Genomic DNA, 21260 nt, shown 5'->3' with positions numbered 1-21260 from the left:
CCCTATATATTTGTCCTGAACTTCTGTTTCCTGTAAAATAATATTTCTGTGATCATTATCAATAAAAAGCTAACGCCTGTAGTAGCTATTACCTTGCCTAAGAAGTACCAAAAATTTGCAAATTGCAGCCATTCCAGGAAAACAAGATAAACATTATGGACAAAAGCCAGTATCAATACATAAACGATATATGGAGACCATCCCATGCTGGAAGGCGCGGGAGCAACATAGTTAAAGTCTGAATCTTCTTTTGAAATAAGGATATTGATCATAAAGGGGCGCATATAAGCCAGTAAGGTGCAGGCAGCAGCATGCAAACCGGGTGTTTTGGTAAAGAAATCAAGACAAAGCCCAAATACAAAACCTACTATGGTTAAGGATAGCCGTGGTATTTTAAAGGGCAGCCATAATATAAAAAGAAAATAGAGGTAGGGCGTAATGAACTGATGTAACGGTGGTATTTTATTCAGGATAAACACCTGGAATAAAATAAAAATGATAAAACGGATAATATTTTTCAGCAGTTCGCTCATCTTTACTCCTGTTTGTGTGTTGCTTTTTCCAAAGCATCCTGTTCTTCCTTTTGCAAATTTTTTACCGCGTATACAAATTGAATATTAAAAAAATTAGTAGAAGGCTTTATTTTCAGCACATAAAAATTACTGCCGTCCTGGCTTTCAACACCCTCAATAATACCTATCATTTGGCCCGGGGGGAAACTAGAATACCTGCTGGTTATAACAGTGTCACCCTTTTTTGCCACCGCCGATTTAGGAATATTCCTGAAAGTAAGCAGTTGCGGATCTTTACCATCCCATTCCACACTGCCGGTTTCACCGGTTTTTAACAAACTGGCGCTTACCCGGCTTTGCCGGTGCAGCAGGCTCATTACAGTAGCCATATTGGCACTTACATTAACGATGGTTCCGATAATGCCGGATGGGCTTACCACTGCCATATCTTTGCTGAGTCCCTGGTTGAAGCCCCTGCTGATCGTTAAATAATTGGTTTGGGAAGTCACGGAGTTATTAATAACCTTGGCAGGAAAATATAAATAACGCCGGTATCGCTCAAGGGAATCTACTTTTATAGAGTCTACTACAAATTCGGTAGTAGTATCTGCCGGAAGAAAATCATTTTTTAATAAATTACGCAGCGTCTGATTTTCTTCAACAAGCAATGCATTGGTTTTTTTGAGCTGAAAATAATACTCAACCGTATTGTATTGTTTGCTTATTTTACCGGTCACTTCGCCCGCCACACTCATAAATGCGGCTTCGTGAAACCTGTTGTAATGAAACAGCATATACAGGGCAACCGCCTGCATTATAATGAAGAAGAGGAAATTAAAATAACGTCTGACAAAAAGAAAAACATTTCGCACTTCGTTGTGTTTTTACAATTCTACATTTAAATGCCGCCGGAAATCTTTTTGCAGCGGGGGATGTAGAATCACCAATAGTGTTATTTATCTCATTACAAAGGGGTAGCGCTGATAATTCTTAAGGGCAATTCCCGTTCCCCTTACCACACTTTTTAAAGGATCATCAGCTACATGCACGGGTAATTTAATTTTTTGGCTTAACCGCTTATCTAATCCACGCAGAAGCGCCCCGCCACCGGTAATATAAATTCCCCTGCGGTAAATATCGGACGCCAGCTCAGGAGGAGTGGTTTCCAGTGCTTTAAGGATAGCTTCCTCAATCTTGAAAATACTTTTATCCAAAGCTTCTGCCACTTCCTGGTAGCTTACCATAATTTGCTTGGGTATGCCCGTTACCAGGTCGCGCCCATTAACCGGAAGGTCATCTGGCGGATTGTCTAAGTCTTTCATAGCAGCCCCTATCTGTATCTTTATCTGTTCTGCTGTTCTTTCACCGATCAGCAGGCTATGGTAACGGCGCAGCGCTTCCATAATATCGGCGGTAAATTCATCGCCGGCAATACGGATAGACTGATCGCAAACAATACCTGCCAGGGCAATAACCGTAATACCTGTAGTTCCGCCACCAATATCAACGATCATATTTCCTACCGGCTCTTCCACGTCTATACCAATGCCCAGCGCGGCGGCCATAGGCTCATGCAATAAATATACTTCCTTGGCGCCCGCCTGTTCCGAGCTGTCTCTTACCGCACGTTTTTCTACTTCGGTAATGCTCGAAGGAATGCAGATCATCATCCGCCAGCTTGGAGGAAAAAGGGGCTTCTTGGGATAGATCATTTTGATCAGCTCCCTTATCATCAGCTCCGCCGCATTAAAATCGGCTATCACGCCATCTTTTAAAGGACGTATCGTGCGTATACTTTCATGGGTTTTTTCATGCATCATCAATGCCTTTTTGCCCACCGCAAGTACATTTTTAGGATTGTTCCTGTCCAATGCTATAATAGAAGGTTCATTTACTACTATTTCATCATTATGAATAATAAGGGTATTAGCCGTTCCCAGATCTATAGCAATTTCCTGTGTAAACCAGTTGAAAAGACCCATAATTGATATTGGAGAAATGTGGTTCTAAAATAATGTTTGCAAAGTTGTTGTAAATAATTTGAAATACAACGGCAAAACCTTGATTTTTATTGACTTTGAGGGAAATAATTTTTTTTCATATTTGCGGCTGTTGCCGGGTAATTGGCATTTGCCGGCCATAATGTTGCCCTGTGGCGGCTTATGTACGTAACCAGCCGCCAGGCAATGCGGCTTTAATAAAATTCGTATCCAATATCCGAACGAAAATGCATGCCATCGAACTGAACAATATCGAGGATAGCTTTTGATTTTTCAACCGCCTTCTGCAAAGTATTTCCAAAAGAAGTTACCGCCAGCACTCTTCCGCCGTTGGTAACCGTTTTATCGTCTTCCTGCAGGGTGCCGGCATGAAACACTATAGCATCATCTTCCTGCACCAGATCCAGTCCATCAATAAGCAGGCCCTTTTCATATTCACCCGGGTATCCACCGCTTACCGCCACTATCGTTACCGTTTGCCTGCTGTCGGTTTCCAGCTTTATTTCATGCAACCGCTTCCCGGCCGTTGCCTCAAACAGGGCTACCAGGTCATTTTTCAGCCGGGGCAGTACGGCCTCTGTTTCGGGGTCGCCCATCCGGCAATTATATTCAATAACACAAGGTTCATCGTTTACTTTAATTATCCCGAAAAAGATAAACCCGGCATATTCAATCTGCTCTTTTTTCAGTCCGCTGATCGTAGGATCAATGATGGTGCTGATCACTTTCTGCATAAAGGTTTCATCCGCAAAAGGCACCGGGCTGATAGCGCCCATACCACCGGTATTGAGGCCTTTATCCCCTTCATCTATGCGTTTGTAATCTTTGGCTTCCGGCAGCAGCACGTAATTTTCCCCATCGGTTAGTACAAATACGCTTAGCTCTATGCCCGAAAGAAAATCCTCTACCACCACTTTTTTACTGGCATCGCCAAATTTAGCCTGCTGGATCATCAGCTCAAATTCCGCCATTGCCTCCACGTGATTCTGGCAAATGATTACGCCTTTACCTGCTGCCAGCCCATCGGCTTTCAGCACAATAGGTGTGGCATGCAACTGCAGGTAGCTGATGCCCTCTTCATAGTTGCCTGCATCAAATTCTTTATAAGCAGCAGAAGGAATGCCATGCCGCTGCATAAATGCCTTGGCAAAAGCCTTACTGCCTTCTAAATTGGCACCTGCTTTTGAAGGTCCGATTACCGGGATATGCCGGATAGCAGGATCATTTTTAAAGTAATCATAAATGCCCTTTACTAAGGGCTCTTCCGGGCCCACCACCACCATTCCAATGTTATGCTCAACACAAAATTGTTTTATCCCGTCGAAATCTGTAACGGCCAGATCCACATTTGTTCCGCACAGGCTGGTACCTGCATTGCCGGGAGCAATAAATAGCCGGGTGCACCGGCTGCTTTGGGTGAGCTTCCAGGCAAAAGCGTGTTCGCGTCCGCCCGAGCCTAATAGTAAAATATTCATATCAGTAAACTTATAATAAAGAGTTGCGAAAATAGAACGATAGTGATTTAAAACTTCATTTTTTTTACAAACGGAACCGCATTAAGTAATTGCTGTCTTAAAATATGCATTATATTGGGGGCAGATCAGAGGCATACCTCCATAAAAACCATCACTGAATGAATCAAACAGCTTCAAAAGGACATTCCAAAGGATTATACGTTTTGTTTGCTACTGAAATGTGGGAGCGGTTTAATTATTATGGCATGAGGGCCATTTTAGTACTGTTCATGACTAAAGCCCTGCTTTTTGATAAAGCCTTTGCTTCCAACCTGTATGGAAGCTACACGAGCCTTGTGTATTTAACCCCTTTGCTGGGCGGCTATATTGCCGACCGTTACTGGGGTAACAGAATGTCTATTATCGCAGGCGGATTAGTAATGGCTGCCGGTGAGTTCATATTATTCTTTTGTGGTCATTTGTATGAAAGCTCCCCGCAGCTTTCGTCTTTCCTGTTTTTTTCAGGGCTTGGCTTCATGATAGCCGGTAATGGTTTCTTCAAGCCCAATATTTCTTCTCTTGTAGGGCAGTTATATCCTAAAGGAGACAGGAGGATTGATGCAGCATATACCATTTTCTATATGGGTATTAATGTAGGCGGGGCTATTGGGCCATTTATATGCGGACTGGCAGGTGATACGGGAAATCCTGCCGACTTTAAATGGGCATTCCTGATTGCAGGTATCGGGATGCTTTTGAGTGTAATTGTTCAGAAGCTATTTCATCACAAATATGTATTGGATCCCAGGGGGGAAGTGCTGGGGCTGGTGCCAAAAGAGTCGCCCAAAATTGCCACTAAGCCTTTTGTGGTTGTTGGAGGACTGATTGTGCTGTCTTTTTTAATGATAGGGCTGCTTTATGTAGATGCCAAAATAGTCAATTATCTTACTTATTTACTTATTGCCGCCGTATCGTTTATTGCATTTGTTATTTTTTCCGACAAAACGTTAAATGGTATTGAAAAGCAGCGCATAGGCGTAATTTTCATTACCGCATTTTTCGTTATCTTTTTCTGGAGCGCATTTGAGCAGGCCGGGGCTTCCCTTACTTTTTTTGCGGAGGAACAAACACAAAGGGATCTGGGCTTTTTTGTAATTCCGGCCAGCTTTTTTCAATCGCTTAATTCCATTTTTGTAATTGCATTTGCCCCGCTGTTTGCATGGCTCTGGCTCAGGCTTGGTAAAAAAGATCCTGCCTCACCTACCAAAATGGCGATAGGATTAGCCTTACTGGCACTGGGTTATTTATGGATAGCTTTTGGGGTAAAAAACGTACAGCCCGGTATTAAAGTTAGTATGATATGGCTTACAGGCATGTATCTGTTGCATACATGGGGCGAATTGTGCCTGTCGCCTATAGGCTTGTCGCTGGTAAATAAATTAGCGCCTTTTAAATTCGCTTCTTTATTAATGGCGGTATGGTTTTTGGCCAATGCCGCTGCCAATAAGCTGGCCGGAGTGTTAAGCGCCCTGTATCCGGAAGCCGGAAGAACCACTTCTTTTTTAGGTTATCAAATGCATGATATGCACGACTTTTTTATGCTGTTTGTATTCATGGCAGGTATAGCATCTTTGCTGTTATTTTTCCTCACCAAGAGATTACAATATATGATGCATCAGGATAAATAATCTCCTTTTTTATACCTGATTTCACGAACTTCAACCTGAGCGTATGTGGAAAAATCATCCTAAAGCACTCCCGTTCTTATTTTTTTCTGAAATGTGGGAGCGTTTTGGTTATTACCTCATGATCGGCATTTTTACTTTATACCTTAAGGATGTAAAAACGGGTTATGGCATGACGGAGGCCGAATCGGCCGACTTATACGGAACTTTTATAGCGCTTGTATTTTTTACACCGTTCCTGGGCGGACTGATAGCCGACCGCTACCTGGGTTACAGGAAATCCATTATCACCGGCGGTTTAATGATGGGAACCGGCTACTGCCTGATGGCCGTTCATGATATAACAATGCTTTACGTTTCCATGACCCTGGTTATTGCGGGTAATGGCTTTTTTAAGCCCAATATCTCTACCCTCCTGGGTAATGTATACTCTACTCCGGTTTACAAAGCACGGAAGGATGAAGGCTACAACATCTTTTATATGGGCATCAACATAGGCGCCTTTGTCTGTAATTTTTTTGGAGCGGCGCTCTATGTTATGATGGGATGGAGCTACGCTTTTATTGCAGCCGGTATAGGCATGTTCATTGGTGTGGTGGTGTTTCTGACAGGCACGAAACACTATGCTGCTTTTGATATCAAAAAAGAGCTGCAGCCAACCGATATGTCTTTTACCCGCATTGTTTTGCTTATTCTTTTGCCCTCTGTTATTGCCGGCGCAGCAGGGTGGATGCTGCCGGGATTAATATGGAACAGCACTTTATTCGGCTCACCTTCTACCGATGCATTTATTTTTGCCTGCATACCGGTTATTTATTTTTATACCTCTCTATATGCTAAAGCCGCAAAAGAAGAAAAGCGACCTATTCTTGCTTTGTTGGCCATATTTGCAGTAGTGATCTTATTTTGGGCGGTATTTAAACAGAACGGCTCTGCACTGAATACCTGGGCCGACCGCTATACCAACCGGGAGGTTAAAGGCACACCGGAAAAGGTTTTTGAAACATTAAGGTTTTCACAGCAAATAGCTTACACAAAAGATTCCGTGCCCTTATATGATGAACAGTTTCGTTTACAAAAGAAAGATGGAAAGATCATCCGTACTTATGATTACTCATCCTATTTTAAAAATATGAAACCGGAATCGCTACCCGAACCAGGCAGCAGCATCAGCGTATGGGCCACTAACCTCAGCCAGTCTATTAACCCGGGATGGGTGATTATTTTTACGCCGCTGATTCTTGCTTTTTTTACCTGGCTCCGGAAAAGGAACCGGGAACCTTCAACAGCAACAAAGATCACATGGGGTCTTTTTATCTCCGCGCTGTCGGCACTGGTGATGGTAGGAGCTGTGTATGCAAGTAATAACGGCACAGAAAAGGCCAGTACCTGGTGGCTGATCGTAAGCTATGGGGTAATTACGATTGGTGAACTGTTTTTAAGCCCTATGGGATTATCCATTGTTTCCAAGCTAAGTCCTGCCCGCATAACCGCATTAATGATGGGGGGATGGTTTCTCTCTACTTCAATAGGTAATAAACTATCGGGAGTGCTGGCAACCATGTGGGATGACTATGATCATAAGGCAAATTATTTCTGGCTCAATTTTGCTTTATTAATTGCCGCTGCCGCAGCCTGTTTTGCCATGCTTCGCTGGCTGAATACCATCTTAAAGGAAAAGGGAATAAATTAACAGGAAAGCTTTCTATACAAAAAAGTAACCGGCGTTGTATGACACCGGTTACACGCTATACCCTTTTGTTACCTGTTTTTATTTAGACATTCTGCTACGGTTTGCACCTCTTTTAAATCCTTCCATCTTTTTTATTTGTTCGGGCGTAAGAATGAGCTTCATGTCTTCACGCTGTTGTTTAAACGTTGCCGTAAGCTGTGCTTTTTTCTGATCTTCCGTCAAAGCAGCATCTTCACGAATGCCTTTTATCTTTTTTTGCGTATACTCCCTTAACGCCTTCATCCGGTCCGACTGATCGTCTGTTAATCCTAATGTGGTCTTCATTTGCTGCGACCTGTTTCCGGCAGTAAATTTACCTTTTTTACCCGTTCTCATCTGCTGCAGCTGTTCTTTCTGTTCTTTGGTAAAAACCTTGTCTGATTCGCTGCGGCGTTTATTATTCAAGGTCTGCATCTGCGCTTTATAATCTTTCATTGTAATAGTGGCTTCCTGCTTTTTAAGATCGGCTATGCCTGTCCGGTAGTCTTTATTGATTACAGCCAACTGATCCTGCTGCTCCTTTGTAAGGTTCAGTTTTTTATACCCGGCATTGTGCGGACTTTTATGTTTACCGGGATGGTGGCGGTATGCCCTGTTTTCTTTGTTAACCTGTTTGTTTGCTTTTTCCTGTGCATAAACAGCCGGGAAGGCTAATGCAAGTGCCAGTATTCCTATTGCAATCTTTTTCATGTATGAATTGTTTTTAGTGATACTGGATAGACCCTTTGTTTTTTCCGAAGTTTAATCACAAAAGGCTTAACCGGCGCGATACGCTGATTTATAACGGAAAGCAATAAATTATTTAACCTTGTTTAACTTTGGGAGAGGTTGCAGGGTATAAGGTATAAGGTGTAGGGTATAAGGTGCTCACTATTCACCAAGCAAATTAACATCACTTCAACAACTCAAATAGCTGCCGGTATCTTACCTTAACAGTTATTTGTATCCTAACTACTACATCATGCATAAATTTATACTGCTCCCGGCATGTTTTTTAATTTCTTTTTTCTCTTTCGGACAGCAAAATGATTTTTTATCCTTCAGGAAAAAAGACCGCACCATCAAAAGCTATTTTAAAGGGATGCCTATTGCATTCATTCACCTCAACGGATCGGGTGTAAACGGCATCATTGAAAAAGTGTATAATGATACCATATATATTAAGCAGTATGATGTAAGAATGCTTCCTACTCCCTGGGGAACAAGGGTGCAGGATACGGTGGGTCACTATGATCTGCGGTTTCATTATACTGAAATAGCAGCCATACCCCGGCCGCCTAAAGCATTTGAGTTTGTACGCAATGGCACGCTCCTGATGATCGGCGGCGGCGGATACGCTTTCCTTCATACGTTTAACGGGCTGGTACAAAAAAGAAAGATATATCCTTCAACACTGCTTGTGTCCGGCGGTGTTGCTGCATTGGGCTTTACCATGCATAAGCTGCGAAAATATTATTATCCTATAGGAAAAAAGTACACAATGGAATATATAAAAATGACTTCGCCGGTGAAATAACCCCTAAGGCTGCTGCATTTGTTTTATTTTGCAGCTTTATTATTTGCATATTGTGAAAAATTTCTTGGTCCGCGTGTGGCGGTTCTGTAAAAGACTGTTCCTGATCCTTTTCATTTTACAATTTGTATATATTATTATGCTGAAATGGATCAACCCTCCTGTGACTCTTACACAGTTAGGCAGCCTGCTGGGTGGCAATGGGCTTAAACGGGATTATGTGGCCGCTGATAAAATTTCTCCCCATGCGGGCCTGGCTGTAATTGCTTCGGAGGACCAGCTTTTTACCGATCACAATGGATTTGACTGGAAAAGTATTCAGAAAGCGATTGAAAAGAACCAGCAAAAGAAGAACAGGATTGCAGGCGCATCAACCATTAGCCAGCAAACAGCAAAAAATGTTTTCTTATGGCAGCGCCGTAACTGGTTGCGTAAGGGACTGGAAACCTATTTTACATTTATGATTGAATGGATATGGGGCAAAGAGCGCATCCTGGAGGTGTATCTTAATGTAGTGGAAATGGGTAAGGGCGTATTTGGCATTGAAGCTGCCGCACAGTATTATTTTAAGAAACCCGCCTCGAAGCTCTCCCGAACGGAAGCGGCCATGATCGCTTCATCGCTTCCCAATCCTGTAAGGTATACCGTAAAGCCGCTTTCCCGTTTTGTAGCGGCACGGTATCCGTGGGTGTTATTGCAAATGAATAACCTGCAGGGCGACACGGATATTAAAAATGTTTTGCCGGGGGCCAAAGCCAGAACAACTAACTCACCATCGAAGTAAAGCGCTGCCCCAGGTAAAGCCACTCCCAAATGAGGCCAGGCACACAAGATCCCCTTCTTTTATTTTGCCTTTTTCCCAGGCTTCGCACCAGGCTATCGGTATAGATGCGGCAGTAGTGTTACCATATTGCTGAATGTTATTGTATACCTGGTCGTCTCTTAACCCCAACTGCTGCTGAACAAACTGGCTAATGCGCAAATTGGCCTGGTGCGGTATCAGCATATTGATGTCGGCCGGGGTAAGCCGGTTAGCCGTAAGCGCTTCCATTACTACTTCAGGCATTTTTACCACAGCCTTTTTAAATACGGCGGGCCCATCCATAAACGGAAAATTCTGCGCGTGATCAATCATGGCATGGCTCATAAACATGTTTGCTATTTCCGCATCATCAAAATCCGCCAGCTTTTTACCGGTCCAGTGGTTGGCATGTGTACCCGGATTATACATGGCTAACAGTTCGGCACTTTCGCCATCGCTGTGCAAATGCGTGCTTAATATACCCTGGTTATCATTGGTTGCGGGTTGTAATATTACAGCGCCGGCGCCATCTCCAAAAATAACAGATACATTGCGTCCACGGGTGCTGAAATCCAGTCCGAACGAATGTTTTTCACTGCCTATCACCAAAATATTCTTATACATTCCTGATTTAATGAACTGGTCGCCTATGCTTAGGGCGTATATAAATCCGCTGCACTGGTTACGAACGTCTAATGCGCCCACTTCTTTCATTTTCAAAGCGCGCTGCACCAGTACGCCACAGCCGGGAAAATAATAATCGGGGCTTAACGTGGCAAAAATGATAAAATCTATTTCCTGTGCCGTGGTACCGGCTCTTTCCATTGCTATTTTCGCTGCCTCTACCCCCATAGTGGTGGTGGTTTCGCCGGTACGTTCGGCATACCTTCTTTCTTTGATACCCGTACGTTCCTGTATCCATGCATCATTGGTGTCCATATATTTTGTGAGATCATTATTAGACACAACCTGTTCCGGAAGATACATTCCTATTCCCGCGATTTTTGTGCGCAACATAGCAAGCGTTTTAACGGTTAAAAAATAAAGCAATACCCGGTACTGCATTGGAAATATAGAAAGAATTGAGGGAAGCTCCTTGATTTTATTTGCTGTTTAACTGCATGGGCAGAACAACTTTGGTATCATCCCAGCCGATCCATAGCAATGCACCTTCTTCGTTTTCTCCGGTTTCTATAGTGAAAGCTTCTATAGGATTGGGTACCGGTATGGTAGGCACAGTGAATTTAAAAATATCTTTAGCGGCATCTATTATCAGTCCCCAGCTGTACAGGTCGCTGTTCAAAATAAGCGTCCATTCTGCCGGTTGGGGTATACAGTACAGCACATACCGGCCGGGTGGAACTTTTGTTTGCTGTATGATAACGGGCCCGAAAATTTCTATTTCAGTAGCTTCATTTGCTCCAAGCCGCCAGTGTTCGCCATATTTTACTACTGATCCGAAAATCTTTCTGCCGTTTTTTTGCGGCCGGCTGTAAATTACCCTGAACACGGGCAGGGATGCTGCTTTACCTATCATCTTCAGCTTGGGATATTCCGGAGGATAATATGCAATATCTAATGGTGATTTATCTAACAGGGATAATGTATTGCCGCCTTCCTGCCGGGGAACGGGCAAAACGGTGGAATCTGCCGGGGTTGTTTGCGATTGCGGGTTAGTATGGCAGGCACAGAGCACCGTACACAACAATATAATAAATATAATAACGATGCCATACAAATTGCAGCGCGAATGAGTCATATGCCAAGCCCGGTCTTTTATAATGCAACAAATGTACAGGTTTGGATGTTTACGAAAAAGCTAATAATGATCTATCCCGGTGCTTATGAGGCAGGAAAAAGAGACTGGAAATGCTGCCAGGCCATCTGTTTTAGGGTGGGGAAAAAAGCGGCATAGCATTCATGAAGCTCATAATAGTGCTTTTCAAAAATGGCAAAAGCCGGCGCGCTTTCCGTTAAATATGCAGCGCGGTGCACTAATCCTCCAAAGCTGTTTTGGATTCCCCACCGGTACCGGTAGTTATACAGCCAGTTCTGCTTTTCCATATAGGGGAGCATGGCGGCGAAGGGAGCAGGAAGCTGAGCAGTAAACCGGTTAAGCAGGGTGTAGGTTTCCTGCGAAAATTCCATTAGCTGGCCCTGGTTAAATTCATTGTTGTCATTGGCAAGGAAGTGATCGTATACCACATCCACAAAGGCGCCTGCATACAGGCGGTAATACGGACTAAAAAATCGTTTCGCCTGCCTTGTAGCTTCATGCGTATCTGTAAAAGCGTCAATGGCCCGGTGCAGCATGATCCCCTTCTGAATAAGCCCGGGATAATTTTCTTTCTTTTTGCCTTTCACAAAATCACTGATCATATTCCCCACCAGTATTTCCGGCTGACGAAACGACAAACAGGCATGAGCGAGATAGTTCATATGTGCTGATGAAGATATAGATGGTAAGTAAAGCCATGACGGCAAGCATTACATCTTTCTAATGTAAGATAATACCGGCATTTAGCCTCATTTTTATATTTCTCATATTATTAAGCCTTTAACAACTGGTTACCTGGGAAGAATTATTTTTGCAGGTACTAAATATGGATATATGCTGTTACAACCTGTTGAAACTATAGACACCATTACACCCGCCATTTTTAGAAAGCAATATTATGAGCCGCGAAAACCTTTAGTAATAAAAAGCATAGCAAAAGATTGGCCGGCATATCATAAATGGACATGGGACTATTTTAAAGAGGTAGCAGGAGATAAACGGGTGGGCATTTATAATAATAACAAGGGTGATGCCTATACCCCGGTGAACAGGGCCGATGACTATACCACTTTTAGCGCCTATGTTGATATGATCCGGAAAGGGCCGGCAGGCTGGCGCATTTTTTTGTTTAATATTTTTGATCATGCACCTCAACTGACCCACGATTTTGAATGGCCGGACGACTTAATGAATGGGTTTCTAAAGCGCTTCCCTATGCTTTTTGTTGGAGGAGCGAGTTCCGTTACGCACCTGCATTTTGATATGGATCTTTCGCATATTATGCATACACAATTCATAGGCCGGAAAAAGGTTTTGCTGTTCCCCTATGAAGAGCAGCACAAACTATACAGGAAGCCTTACGAAGTTTTAAGCCTGGCCGACTTTTCCCATTATTACAGGCACAATGGCACGCCCGATTATGAAAAGTTTCCTGCCTTAAAGCTGGCCAAAGGCTATGAGGTAACGCTGGAGCATGGCGATACTTTATTTATGCCGGCCGGTTACTGGCATCATATGGAATATTTGGAAAGCGGCTTTGCCATGAGCCTCAGGGCACTCCAGCAAGGTGTAGGCGGTAAGATAAGAGGCGCATGGAACTTAATTGGCATGCGTAATATAGATACCCTTTTAAAAAAAACCGCTCCGGTATGGTGGGATGATCTTAAGAAAGAAAAGGCCATGGCTGCCGCACAAAAGGCAATGCAGGAAGCAAAAGCTTAAATGAAACCGGTTAAGCTACGGAAAGGAAAAATGGACCTATAGCAGGAAACACATTCAACTTTTATTTGAAATATTAATACAATCATTTACTTTTGCATAAGAGATTACACTGATTAACACTGGTATTAATATCCAATCTTCCGCTCATTATTGTCCAGTCTCCGTTTTTTAAAATCTGATATTTTTTACAGTCAAATTCTATACCGTATTCAATATGGATTGCAACCCGTTTGCTGATCTGAGCAATGGGTAACAAATCAAAATGTTTTGTATTTATTAATGCAACCTGCATATCAACTTTTTCTTTTTGTGGTTTCAGAGGTAAGCACAGGCCGGTGATGTCTATCGCCGGCATTTTTGTTGACTAACACAACGATGCCTTATCGTTATTCCAAAGCCTGTTCCAAAACAGGCTGGTGTATAACCTGCCGGTATTAATAGTTTAAAAAAGCTTCGTACAGTATTTGCATGTAGGCCTTACCGGTAGTGAGCAGGCTGTCGGGCTGACCAAAGGATTTTTCTAACGGGTACAGCAGCCGCTTTGCCCGGTTATCAAATATCAGCGTGTCTTTTGCCGTTAGCCAGGCAAAGCCGTCATCGAAGGTATAGAATGCAAAGGGCTTCCTGCTGGGATTCAATAAGTCATTTCCCCATTTAAAAGCGGTATCTGTTATCTGCAACTGTTTAAGCAGGGTAGTGGCGATGTCGGTTTGTGAACCCATGCCGGCGATCTTTTGCCCCCGGTACGCTTCCTTCAGCACCTCTCCGAAAAAAATAAGTGGAATATGATACCGCGCAGGTTCATTAAACTTCCTGTCTCCGGGGAGATGGTGCCCATGATCGGCCACTAAAACAAAGAGCGTGTTTTTATACCAGTCCATTTTCTTTGCCGCTTCAAAAAACACCCCCAGCGAATGGTCGGTAAAATAGCAGGCGTTCTTAAACTGCTCATTATGGGAATCGCCCGCAAAAACAGTGGGCATGGGTACGGTAAAGGGCTCATGACTGCTTGAAGTAATGATGTAGGAAAAAAACGGCTGTGCAGGATGCTGCATTTCTGCTACATATTTATCTAACAGGCTCTTATCATCGGCTCCCCATTTATTGAACAATCCGGCATCCGAAAAATCTTCTAAACCCACGATCTGATCAAAGCCCGCACGATGGGCGATGGCATTAAAACGACCGAAGCTCAGCTCACCACCGTAATAAAATGCATTATAATAATTTTCTTTTTTAAGCATAAGGGAAAGGAAGGGCATCTGCTCTAGCTTTTCGGGCTGATTAACAATATTGGTTTGGGGTTGTGCAGGAAACCCGCCCAGCAAAGCAATAATGCCCTGGTCGGTGCGTACGCCACTCGCGTATATATCTGTAAATAAAATCCCTTCCCCGATCAGCTTACTCATATTAGGCGCCACACCGCTATCTCCTCCAAGCTCCTGTATAACACCGGCAGTAAAGCTCTCTAACTGGATAAAAACGATGTTAGGCCTTTGCTGCGTTAATATAAACCGGGTTGAATCATCACTATACTTTTGGTATAAATGACCAACTCTTTCAGCCGCTTCACCAGCGGGTAAATACGTGTATATGTTTTTTTGCCCGCTATGGCGGTTCTTTAAAACACTACTGCTGAGATGCCACGGAGTATTTACTGCGGCATGATTGGCTACCGGGTAAGCGCTGAAATAAGCCACGCTTTCATTGACCGGTATTTGCTGCCAGCCACCACGGATGCTTAGAAAAATGAATACAGGTATCAGCAGCAGCTGAACGGAATATGCGATCTTTTCATGGCTCAGTAATTTTCCTGCCGGTATCTTCATTTTGTTTACCAACAGCCGGTATATAATGCCCGCAGCAACAAGCTGAGCCAGCATGATCAGCAGGAGAACCAGCAGCGGGGCAGATTTGCTGGTTTCAAAAGCTTCGGCAGGGTGCGCCAGCATAGAAACGGCGCGGTAATTGAGCTTTACGCCCCAGTTCTCATATATACCCAGATCGCCACCGGAAATAAGCGTAGTTGTCAAAAGCAATAGCCAGGTATAAATTTTTAATGCCTTTTTAAAGAACAAAGTTTTAGTAAACTGCTGGGCAATGAATAAAAGCAGCGGAATAGCTGCAAAATAGCCGGTCATGGACAGGTCGAGCCGTAATCCATATACAAAAGCCTGCAGCATTTTCTCCGGTCCGGCTTCCCGAAACTGGCTGTAGTAATACAATACAAATACAAGGCGCTGCAGGAAAAAAACAAGTACCCAAAAAAGGTAGTACCTCAAAAAAAATAAAAGGGGTGCTGTTTTCCGCCAGTTGAATAAAGGGCTGCCCATGAATCGCTCCAATGCTTTACTTAAATAACAATTTACCTGCAAATTAAGTGTTATTATTAAGGCATGAATTTTTAAATGATCTGTAACTTTATTGAATCTGCAATAGCCGATGGAAACGTATGGAAAGATATTACTGGTTGCCATGCCGGCGTTTTTGATACTGGTATTGTTTGAAAAATGGTACGGCTGGAAAAAAGGTAATGACACCGTGCGCAATATGGATATGATCAGCAGCCTGAGCAGCGGCGTTACCAATGTTACCAAAGATGTGCTGGGACTGAGCATTATTGTTATCTCCTACGAATGGATGTACGACCAACTGGCAGTAGTGCACGTAAAAAACGCGGTGCTTACCTATGCTATCGCTTTTATTGCGCTGGATTTTTCGGGCTACTGGACGCACCGCATCGCGCATGAATACAATTTCTTCTGGAACAATCATATCATCCACCATAGCAGCGAGGAGTTTAATTTGGCCTGTGCTCTGCGCCAGAGCATTTCAGGGATTATAAGCATTTTCGTCATTTTTCTTTTACCCGCGGCGCTATTGGGCGTACCCGGGCAGGTAATTGCTATAGTGGCGCCCCTGCACCTGTTTGCTCAATTCTGGTACCATACACAGCATATCGGCAAAATGGGTTTCTTAGAAAAAATTATTGTTACCCCTTCGCATCACAGGGTACACCATGCCATTAATAAGGAATACATAGATAAGAACTACGGACAGATCTTCATTTTATGGGATAAATGGTTTGGCACCTACCAGCCCGAACTGCCGGATGTTCCGCCCGTATACGGCATTACCCGGCCGGCACAAACCTGGAATCCTGTTAAAATTAATTTTCAGCACCTTTGGCTGCTCATTACAGACGCCTGGCGAACCAAAAGCATGAAAGACAAATGGCGCATCTGGCTAATGCCTACCGGCTGGCGCCCTGCCGATGTAAATGAAAAGTACCCGGTATACAAAATTGAAGATGTGTATCATTTTGAAAAATATAACCCTGCCAGTTCAACGGCATTGCAGGCCTGGAGCTGGGTGCAATTGTTAGTGCTGCTTGCTTTTGTATCTTATTTATTTGCCAACATCGCCTCCATAGGCAGCCCGGGAATTTTCATTTACGGGTTATTTATTTTCCTGCATGTGTATGCTTTTACCGATTTGGCCGACGGGAACGTATCCGCACTGGTATGGGAAAGCCTGAAAAATATTTTTGGTATCACCATTCTTTACCGGCAGGGTGGCTGGTTTGGCGCCGGGGATGGCAATATGGTCATCAATGCCCTGCTGATCCTTTATTTTATAGCGGCCACTTTTACTACCGCATGGTTTGTTTACCGGAAGCAAATTCATCAACCGTAAACCTTTGTATATCTTTGCAAGATGCAGCCGGCAAAAAAAACAAATATTCGTGATCTAAGCCTGGAGGAGATACAGCAATATTTCGAAAAAGCGGGGGATAAAAAATTCAGGGCCAACCAGGTATATGAATGGCTTTGGCAAAAACACGCTCATAGCTTTGAGGCAATGACTAATTTGAGTAAAGCCCTGAGGATCAAGCTAAGCGAAGATTTCAATTTGCCTGCCTTAACCGTAGACGCCTCCCAGTTTTCGGCAGATGGCACTATTAAAAGCCGTTTCAAAACGGTTGATGGCCACCTGGTGGAGGGCGTGCTTATTCCAACCGAATCAAGACAAACGGCCTGTGTATCTTCCCAGATTGGCTGCAGCCTGAGTTGTAAATTCTGTGCTACCGGCTATATGGACCGGAAGCGTAACCTCCATTTTGACGAGATCTATGATGAAGTGGTATTAATCCATCAGCAGGCGGAAAAAACATATCAAAAGAAACTGAGCAATATTGTTTTTATGGGAATGGGCGAACCACTGCTCAATTATAAAAACGTATTAAAAGCCATTGAACGTATTTCATCGCCCGATGGACTGGGAATGAGTCCCAGGCGTATTACTGTTTCTACTGCCGGTGTGGCCAAAATGATCAGGCAACTGGGAGACGACCAGGTAAAATTTAAGCTGGCGCTTTCCTTACATGCCGCTAATGATAAAAAGCGGCACGAGATCATGCCTATCAATGATACCAACAATATTAAATCGTTAATAGATGCGCTGAATTACTTTTATAAGCAAACGCACAATGAAATTACCTTAGAATACATTCTCTTTAAGGATTTTAATGATTCGCTGCAGGATGCGGATGAGCTGGTAAAAGTATACCGGCAGATACCGGCGGATTTAGTAAATATTATTGAATATAATCCTATAGACCTCGCCAGTTTTTCAAAGCCCGATGAAGCTACTACTGAAAATTTCATGCAGTATCTTGAAAGGAACAGGGTGAATGCAAGGCTGAGAAGAAGCAGGGGAAAGGATATTGACGCGGCGTGCGGGCAATTAGCAAATAAAGAAAACCATTGATCTTTCACAACTATTACCGTATTGTACGGTAAACTTTTTAACATGAGTAAAAAACCATTCGATAAGTTCATTAACAAGGTGGAGAGTGGCGCAAAGAAAAAAGAAAGAATACGCCAGGAGAAAAAGAAGATCAGAGCTGAGAAGAACGCGTATTTTGATGAGCAAAAAAAATTAGCGCGTGAAAGAAGGGCCGGAGGCAGGACACAGGTTGCAGGGGACAGGGAACAGGGTACAGATTACAAGGTTAAGGGTAGAGGGTTGAGGGTTGAGGGTAAAAAGAACGAAACACCACAAAGCAATGTTTCCGGGGTGCGAAAAGCGGGCAGCAGAAACGGGGATATAAAGCATAAGCCCGGCTTAAAAAAAGGGGGAAGAACAACAACAAGTTCCGGAGAACAGCATTCAGGGGATAAAAGAGAGCATAAAGGTTACAGGTTTCAGGATACAAGTTCCAGGATACAGCATACAGGTTACAGGAAGGAAGGAAGAGAAGAGCACGGAAGCGGAAAGCAAGTTGTAGTAAATAAGGCCCGGGAAGCAAAAGCAGGCACCGGGGAACGGATTTCAGGCAATAAAGAACAGGGCAGAGCCTCCGGGATACGGAAGCATGATGACGGTCGCCGCGATAGCACGGATCGTACAGCAAAATCTATCCATAAAAAAACGATACAGGCCCCGAAAAAATCTATACCCGGTAATAAGCAACCTTCACCAGGCGATGCGGCCAAAGATCAAATGCCATTAAACAAATTCATAGCGTGGAGCGGGGTTTGTGGCAGGCGGGAAGCGGCCGGCCTGATTAAAGCCGGCAAGGTGATCGTAAATAACCAGGTTATTAAGGAGCCGCCTTTCAGGGTAAGTCAAAGCGACAATATTAAGGTAAATGGCAAGAAAATAGCCATACAAAAAAACCTGGTGTACATCCTGCTTAATAAACCTAAGGATTATATTACCACCACTGATGATCCTGAAGGACGTAAAACCGTAATGGACCTGGTAAAACGGGCAACTGAGGAACGAGTATTCCCGGTAGGACGCTTAGACAGGAATACAACTGGCGTGCTATTGCTTACCAATGACGGAGAACTGGCACAACGGCTCACCCATCCGAAATATGAGGTAAAGAAAATTTATGAAGTTCGGGTAGACAAACCTGTTACTAAGGCGCAGTTGGATAAAATTGCCAGTGGTATTACGCTGGAAGACGGATTTATTCAGCCGGATGCTGTAGCTTACGCCGACTCAAAAGATAAAAGCATCGTAGGCATAGAAATTCACAGCGGCAAAAACCGGATCGTGAGACGTATTTTTGAACACTTAGGATTTAAAGTAAAAAACCTCGACAGGGTGATGTATGGCATCTTCACCAAAAAAAATGTAGACAGGGGCAAGTGGCGTCTGCTTACGGAAAAAGAGATCCGCTTACTAAAGCACCTGAATACTTCTTTCGGCAACAAAAAAACTTCCTGACCTGCTGTGCAAAAATTAAAACCCGAAATTATTTTTGAAGATGAGGCTATTGTTGTAGTCAACAAACCGTCTGGCTTATTGTCGGTACCCGACAGGGAAGGAAAAGAAATCGCCTTAAAACAATTATTGCAACAGAAATACGGCCAGATATGGACGGTGCACCGCTTAGATAAAGATACGAGTGGCATCATTGTATTTGCCAAAGATGAGGTTAGCCATAAGTTTTTATCGAAGCAGTTTGAAGGTAGGGAAGTAGAAAAATATTATACCGGCCTGGTGCATGGTATTCCTTCTGCCGAAAGCGGTTCGGTTGATGCCGCCATCATGGAGCACCCTGTAAAAAGGGGACTGATGGTAACCAATAAAAAAGGCAAGCCTGCGCTTACAGACTATACGCTCACCGAAAGCTTTGGCAATTTTTCATTAATGCGGTTTCGCATACACACGGGTCGTACGCACCAGATACGGGTACATATGAAGCACATAGGCAACCCCATAGTATGTGATCCCTTATATGGAAATGGTGAGCCTGTAATGTTGTCGGCAATCAAAAAGAAATTCAATCTTTCAAAGAAAGAGGACGAAGAAAAGCCATTGTTTAACCGCTTAGCGCTTCATGCTGAACAATTGCAATTCACGGATGCTAAAAAGCAAAAGCGTTTGCTTGAAGCGCCACTTCCAAAAGATATGCGCGCCTTTCTGCAGCAGTTGCGAAAATGGAAAGGCTGAATGCTCCGCATGTTGCTTCTTCTCCCTGGCTTCCTATTCAACTTGCATCAACAGCACCCCGATATTTTACGTTCCGGGATATTTCGTGTACTGATGAATTTCCACTTTTAGTAAACATGCATCCCCATATAATGGTAATATTGCCATTGATAGCAGTAAATAGTAACCGTTAATAAAAATCAATTCATCATGGATAACAAATCAGAAGCCGGAGAGCTGGATGTGCGGGTGCTTATTCCTATTGAAAGGCATAAAACGTTAATACAACGCTTCAGGGAACTGCCTGTTGGCGATAGCTTTGTCTTTATCAACGATCATGATCCTCTACCACTTTATTATGAATTCCGCTCCATTTATGGAGATGTGGTAGGATGGGAATACCTCAACCGGGGTGGAAGAGAATGGAAGGTGAAAGTTACCCGTACAGAAGCTTCGCAGGGCAGGACATTTACGGACATATCTACCCTGCTCGACCTTCGGAAAGCCCGTGAAGGGGAGTGGAAACAAATTGTATTCCATCGCTATGGCATGATGGAGCAGGGCGATACGATGGAGCTCATCGCTGAGAAAGACCCTAAAGACATTCATGGCATTTTCGTTAATAAGTTTGAAGGAAAGCATTCCTGGATATACAAAAAGCAGGAACCCGGTGAATACGTTGTGCACATTACAAAAAAGGTAAAGAGCGGCCTGGGAGAAGATGGTTTCTCGGTAGTCAATGAGTTTGACATCCGGCCCTTTCCACCAACAGAACGTCATGAAATGTTTTATAAAGCCTTTGCCGATATAAAACCAGGTGAAGCTTTTGAATTCATCAACGACCATGATCCGAAACCGCTTTATTACCAGATGGAAGCAGAAAGCAAGGAGCCTTTTAAATGGGAATACCTTCAGAAGGGACCCGAAGAATGGAAGGTGCGGGTGATCAAAACAAAAGGATAGCTGCTTACTCGTGCAAAATCATAGTCGTTAAGCTAAGGTTTTTTGTTGATCTGTAAAGATTGATAATGAGTTTGTTTATTTTTTGGTGCAAGGCATACACAATCTATTATCATAATTTTTGTCCCGCGAGACGCCGTGTGCCACGAAAAGGC

At 43.5% G+C, this 21260-nt stretch carries 19 protein-coding genes; 10 read left to right on the top strand and 9 right to left on the bottom strand.

The genetic code is table 11. From position 1 onward, the window contains the following. Window positions 1-2: 2 nt before the first annotated feature. From mreD to purD, 4 genes are all read right to left on the bottom strand, one after another. Window positions 3-533 (bottom strand): rod shape-determining protein MreD, encoded by a 531-nt coding sequence (gene mreD, locus PLE34_RS13500; protein ID WP_324557802.1) that lies wholly within the window; start codon window positions 531-533, stop codon window positions 3-5. Between the two features lie 2 nt (window positions 534-535). Then, window positions 536-1384, bottom strand: coding sequence for a rod shape-determining protein MreC (gene mreC / locus PLE34_RS13495; RefSeq protein WP_324557800.1), 849 nt, complete (start codon window positions 1382-1384; stop codon window positions 536-538). 84 nt (window positions 1385-1468) lie between these two features. Beyond that, on the bottom strand, window positions 1469-2494 hold the full coding sequence (locus PLE34_RS13490) for a rod shape-determining protein (protein ID WP_152268270.1): 1026 nt from the start codon (window positions 2492-2494) through the stop codon (window positions 1469-1471). A 212-nt stretch (window positions 2495-2706) separates the two neighbouring features. Continuing rightward, window positions 2707-3987: a phosphoribosylamine--glycine ligase gene (purD, locus tag PLE34_RS13485; RefSeq protein ID WP_324557798.1), complete on the bottom strand. Its 1281-nt coding sequence runs from the start codon at window positions 3985-3987 to the stop codon at window positions 2707-2709. A gap of 158 nt (window positions 3988-4145) precedes the next feature. Here purD and PLE34_RS13480 point away from each other — a divergent pair, with 158 nt between their 5' ends. Together PLE34_RS13480 and PLE34_RS13475 are read left to right on the top strand one after the other, a co-directional pair. After that, window positions 4146-5654: a peptide MFS transporter gene (locus tag PLE34_RS13480; RefSeq protein ID WP_324557796.1), complete on the top strand. Its 1509-nt coding sequence runs from the start codon at window positions 4146-4148 to the stop codon at window positions 5652-5654. A gap of 43 nt (window positions 5655-5697) precedes the next feature. Further along, window positions 5698-7344, top strand: coding sequence for a peptide MFS transporter (locus PLE34_RS13475; protein WP_324557795.1), 1647 nt, complete (start codon window positions 5698-5700; stop codon window positions 7342-7344). Between the two features lie 78 nt (window positions 7345-7422). Here PLE34_RS13475 and PLE34_RS13470 read toward each other — a convergent pair whose 3' ends face one another. Next, window positions 7423-8073 (bottom strand): hypothetical protein, encoded by a 651-nt coding sequence (locus PLE34_RS13470; protein WP_324557793.1) that lies wholly within the window; start codon window positions 8071-8073, stop codon window positions 7423-7425. A gap of 271 nt (window positions 8074-8344) precedes the next feature. On the opposite strand from PLE34_RS13470, the gene PLE34_RS13465 reads away from it, so the two are divergent. Together PLE34_RS13465 and mtgA are read left to right on the top strand one after the other, a co-directional pair. After that, window positions 8345-8899: a hypothetical protein gene (locus PLE34_RS13465; protein ID WP_324557791.1), complete on the top strand. Its 555-nt coding sequence runs from the start codon at window positions 8345-8347 to the stop codon at window positions 8897-8899. A gap of 52 nt (window positions 8900-8951) precedes the next feature. Beyond that, complete coding sequence (gene mtgA / locus PLE34_RS13460) at window positions 8952-9680, top strand: monofunctional biosynthetic peptidoglycan transglycosylase (protein ID WP_324557789.1); 729 nt, start codon at window positions 8952-8954, stop codon at window positions 9678-9680. Here mtgA and PLE34_RS13455 read toward each other — a convergent pair. From PLE34_RS13455 to PLE34_RS13445, 3 genes are all read right to left on the bottom strand, one after another. Further along, window positions 9666-10715: a 3-oxoacyl-ACP synthase III family protein gene (locus PLE34_RS13455; protein WP_324557787.1), complete on the bottom strand. Its 1050-nt coding sequence runs from the start codon at window positions 10713-10715 to the stop codon at window positions 9666-9668. The genes mtgA and PLE34_RS13455 overlap by 15 nt on opposite strands. Window positions 10716-10800: 85 nt before the next feature. Beyond that, window positions 10801-11457 (bottom strand): DUF2911 domain-containing protein, encoded by a 657-nt coding sequence (locus PLE34_RS13450; protein WP_324557785.1) that lies wholly within the window; start codon window positions 11455-11457, stop codon window positions 10801-10803. A gap of 83 nt (window positions 11458-11540) precedes the next feature. Next, entirely contained in the window at window positions 11541-12137 is a 597-nt protein-coding gene (locus tag PLE34_RS13445; protein WP_324557784.1) for an acyl carrier protein phosphodiesterase, read from the bottom strand. 172 nt (window positions 12138-12309) lie between these two features. Here PLE34_RS13445 and PLE34_RS13440 point away from each other — a divergent pair, with 172 nt between their 5' ends. Continuing rightward, complete coding sequence (locus PLE34_RS13440; protein ID WP_324557782.1) at window positions 12310-13197, top strand: cupin-like domain-containing protein; 888 nt, start codon at window positions 12310-12312, stop codon at window positions 13195-13197. Between the two features lie 434 nt (window positions 13198-13631). Here PLE34_RS13440 and PLE34_RS13435 read toward each other — a convergent pair whose 3' ends face one another. Then, window positions 13632-15674, bottom strand: a complete 2043-nt coding sequence (locus PLE34_RS13435; protein WP_324557780.1) for an LTA synthase family protein — start codon at window positions 15672-15674, stop codon at window positions 13632-13634. Here PLE34_RS13435 and PLE34_RS13430 point away from each other — a divergent pair. From PLE34_RS13430 to PLE34_RS13410, 5 genes are all read left to right on the top strand, one after another. Next, window positions 15640-16893, top strand: coding sequence for a sterol desaturase family protein (locus tag PLE34_RS13430; protein WP_324557778.1), 1254 nt, complete (start codon window positions 15640-15642; stop codon window positions 16891-16893). The two genes, PLE34_RS13435 and PLE34_RS13430, sit on opposite strands and share 35 nt — an antisense overlap. Before the next feature lie 21 nt (window positions 16894-16914). Next, entirely contained in the window at window positions 16915-17967 is a 1053-nt protein-coding gene (gene rlmN / locus PLE34_RS13425; protein WP_324557776.1) for a dual-specificity RNA methyltransferase RlmN, read from the top strand. Window positions 17968-18009: 42 nt separating this feature from the next. Further along, on the top strand, window positions 18010-19437 hold the full coding sequence (locus PLE34_RS13420; RefSeq protein WP_324557774.1) for a pseudouridine synthase: 1428 nt from the start codon (window positions 18010-18012) through the stop codon (window positions 19435-19437). 6 nt (window positions 19438-19443) lie between these two features. Beyond that, entirely contained in the window at window positions 19444-20166 is a 723-nt protein-coding gene (locus tag PLE34_RS13415; RefSeq protein ID WP_324557773.1) for an RluA family pseudouridine synthase, read from the top strand. Window positions 20167-20355: 189 nt separating this feature from the next. Then, the gene (locus tag PLE34_RS13410) at window positions 20356-21108 is read left to right on the top strand and encodes a DUF2249 domain-containing protein (RefSeq protein ID WP_324557772.1); all 753 of its coding nucleotides are present in this window, start codon (window positions 20356-20358) and stop codon (window positions 21106-21108) included. Window positions 21109-21260 lie beyond the last annotated feature (152 nt).

Source organism: Agriterribacter sp. (assembly GCF_035445465.1).
Classification (GTDB): Bacteria; Bacteroidota; Bacteroidia; order Chitinophagales; family Chitinophagaceae; genus Agriterribacter.
The sequence above is the reverse complement of the archived record's forward strand: the minus strand, read 5'-3'. Positions and strand labels throughout refer to the sequence as shown.

Coding starts and splice junctions, on each gene's coding strand:
- purD (WP_324557798.1), bottom strand. CDS start 3,987: ATGAATATTTTACTATTAGGCTCGGGCGGACGCGAACACGCTTTTGCC.
- PLE34_RS13410 (WP_324557772.1), top strand. CDS start 20,356: ATGGATAACAAATCAGAAGCCGGAGAGCTGGATGTGCGGGTGCTTATT.
- PLE34_RS13450 (WP_324557785.1), bottom strand. CDS start 11,457: ATGACTCATTCGCGCTGCAATTTGTATGGCATCGTTATTATATTTATT.
- PLE34_RS13430 (WP_324557778.1), top strand. CDS start 15,640: ATGGAAACGTATGGAAAGATATTACTGGTTGCCATGCCGGCGTTTTTG.
- PLE34_RS13475 (WP_324557795.1), top strand. CDS start 5,698: ATGTGGAAAAATCATCCTAAAGCACTCCCGTTCTTATTTTTTTCTGAA.
- PLE34_RS13440 (WP_324557782.1), top strand. CDS start 12,310: ATGCTGTTACAACCTGTTGAAACTATAGACACCATTACACCCGCCATT.
- PLE34_RS13420 (WP_324557774.1), top strand. CDS start 18,010: ATGAGTAAAAAACCATTCGATAAGTTCATTAACAAGGTGGAGAGTGGC.
- PLE34_RS13455 (WP_324557787.1), bottom strand. CDS start 10,715: ATGTTGCGCACAAAAATCGCGGGAATAGGAATGTATCTTCCGGAACAG.
- rlmN (WP_324557776.1), top strand. CDS start 16,915: ATGCAGCCGGCAAAAAAAACAAATATTCGTGATCTAAGCCTGGAGGAG.
- PLE34_RS13470 (WP_324557793.1), bottom strand. CDS start 8,073: ATGAAAAAGATTGCAATAGGAATACTGGCACTTGCATTAGCCTTCCCG.
- PLE34_RS13480 (WP_324557796.1), top strand. CDS start 4,146: ATGAATCAAACAGCTTCAAAAGGACATTCCAAAGGATTATACGTTTTG.
- mreD (WP_324557802.1), bottom strand. CDS start 533: ATGAGCGAACTGCTGAAAAATATTATCCGTTTTATCATTTTTATTTTA.
- PLE34_RS13435 (WP_324557780.1), bottom strand. CDS start 15,674: ATGGCAACCAGTAATATCTTTCCATACGTTTCCATCGGCTATTGCAGA.
- PLE34_RS13445 (WP_324557784.1), bottom strand. CDS start 12,137: ATGAACTATCTCGCTCATGCCTGTTTGTCGTTTCGTCAGCCGGAAATA.
- PLE34_RS13490 (WP_152268270.1), bottom strand. CDS start 2,494: ATGGGTCTTTTCAACTGGTTTACACAGGAAATTGCTATAGATCTGGGA.
- PLE34_RS13465 (WP_324557791.1), top strand. CDS start 8,345: ATGCATAAATTTATACTGCTCCCGGCATGTTTTTTAATTTCTTTTTTC.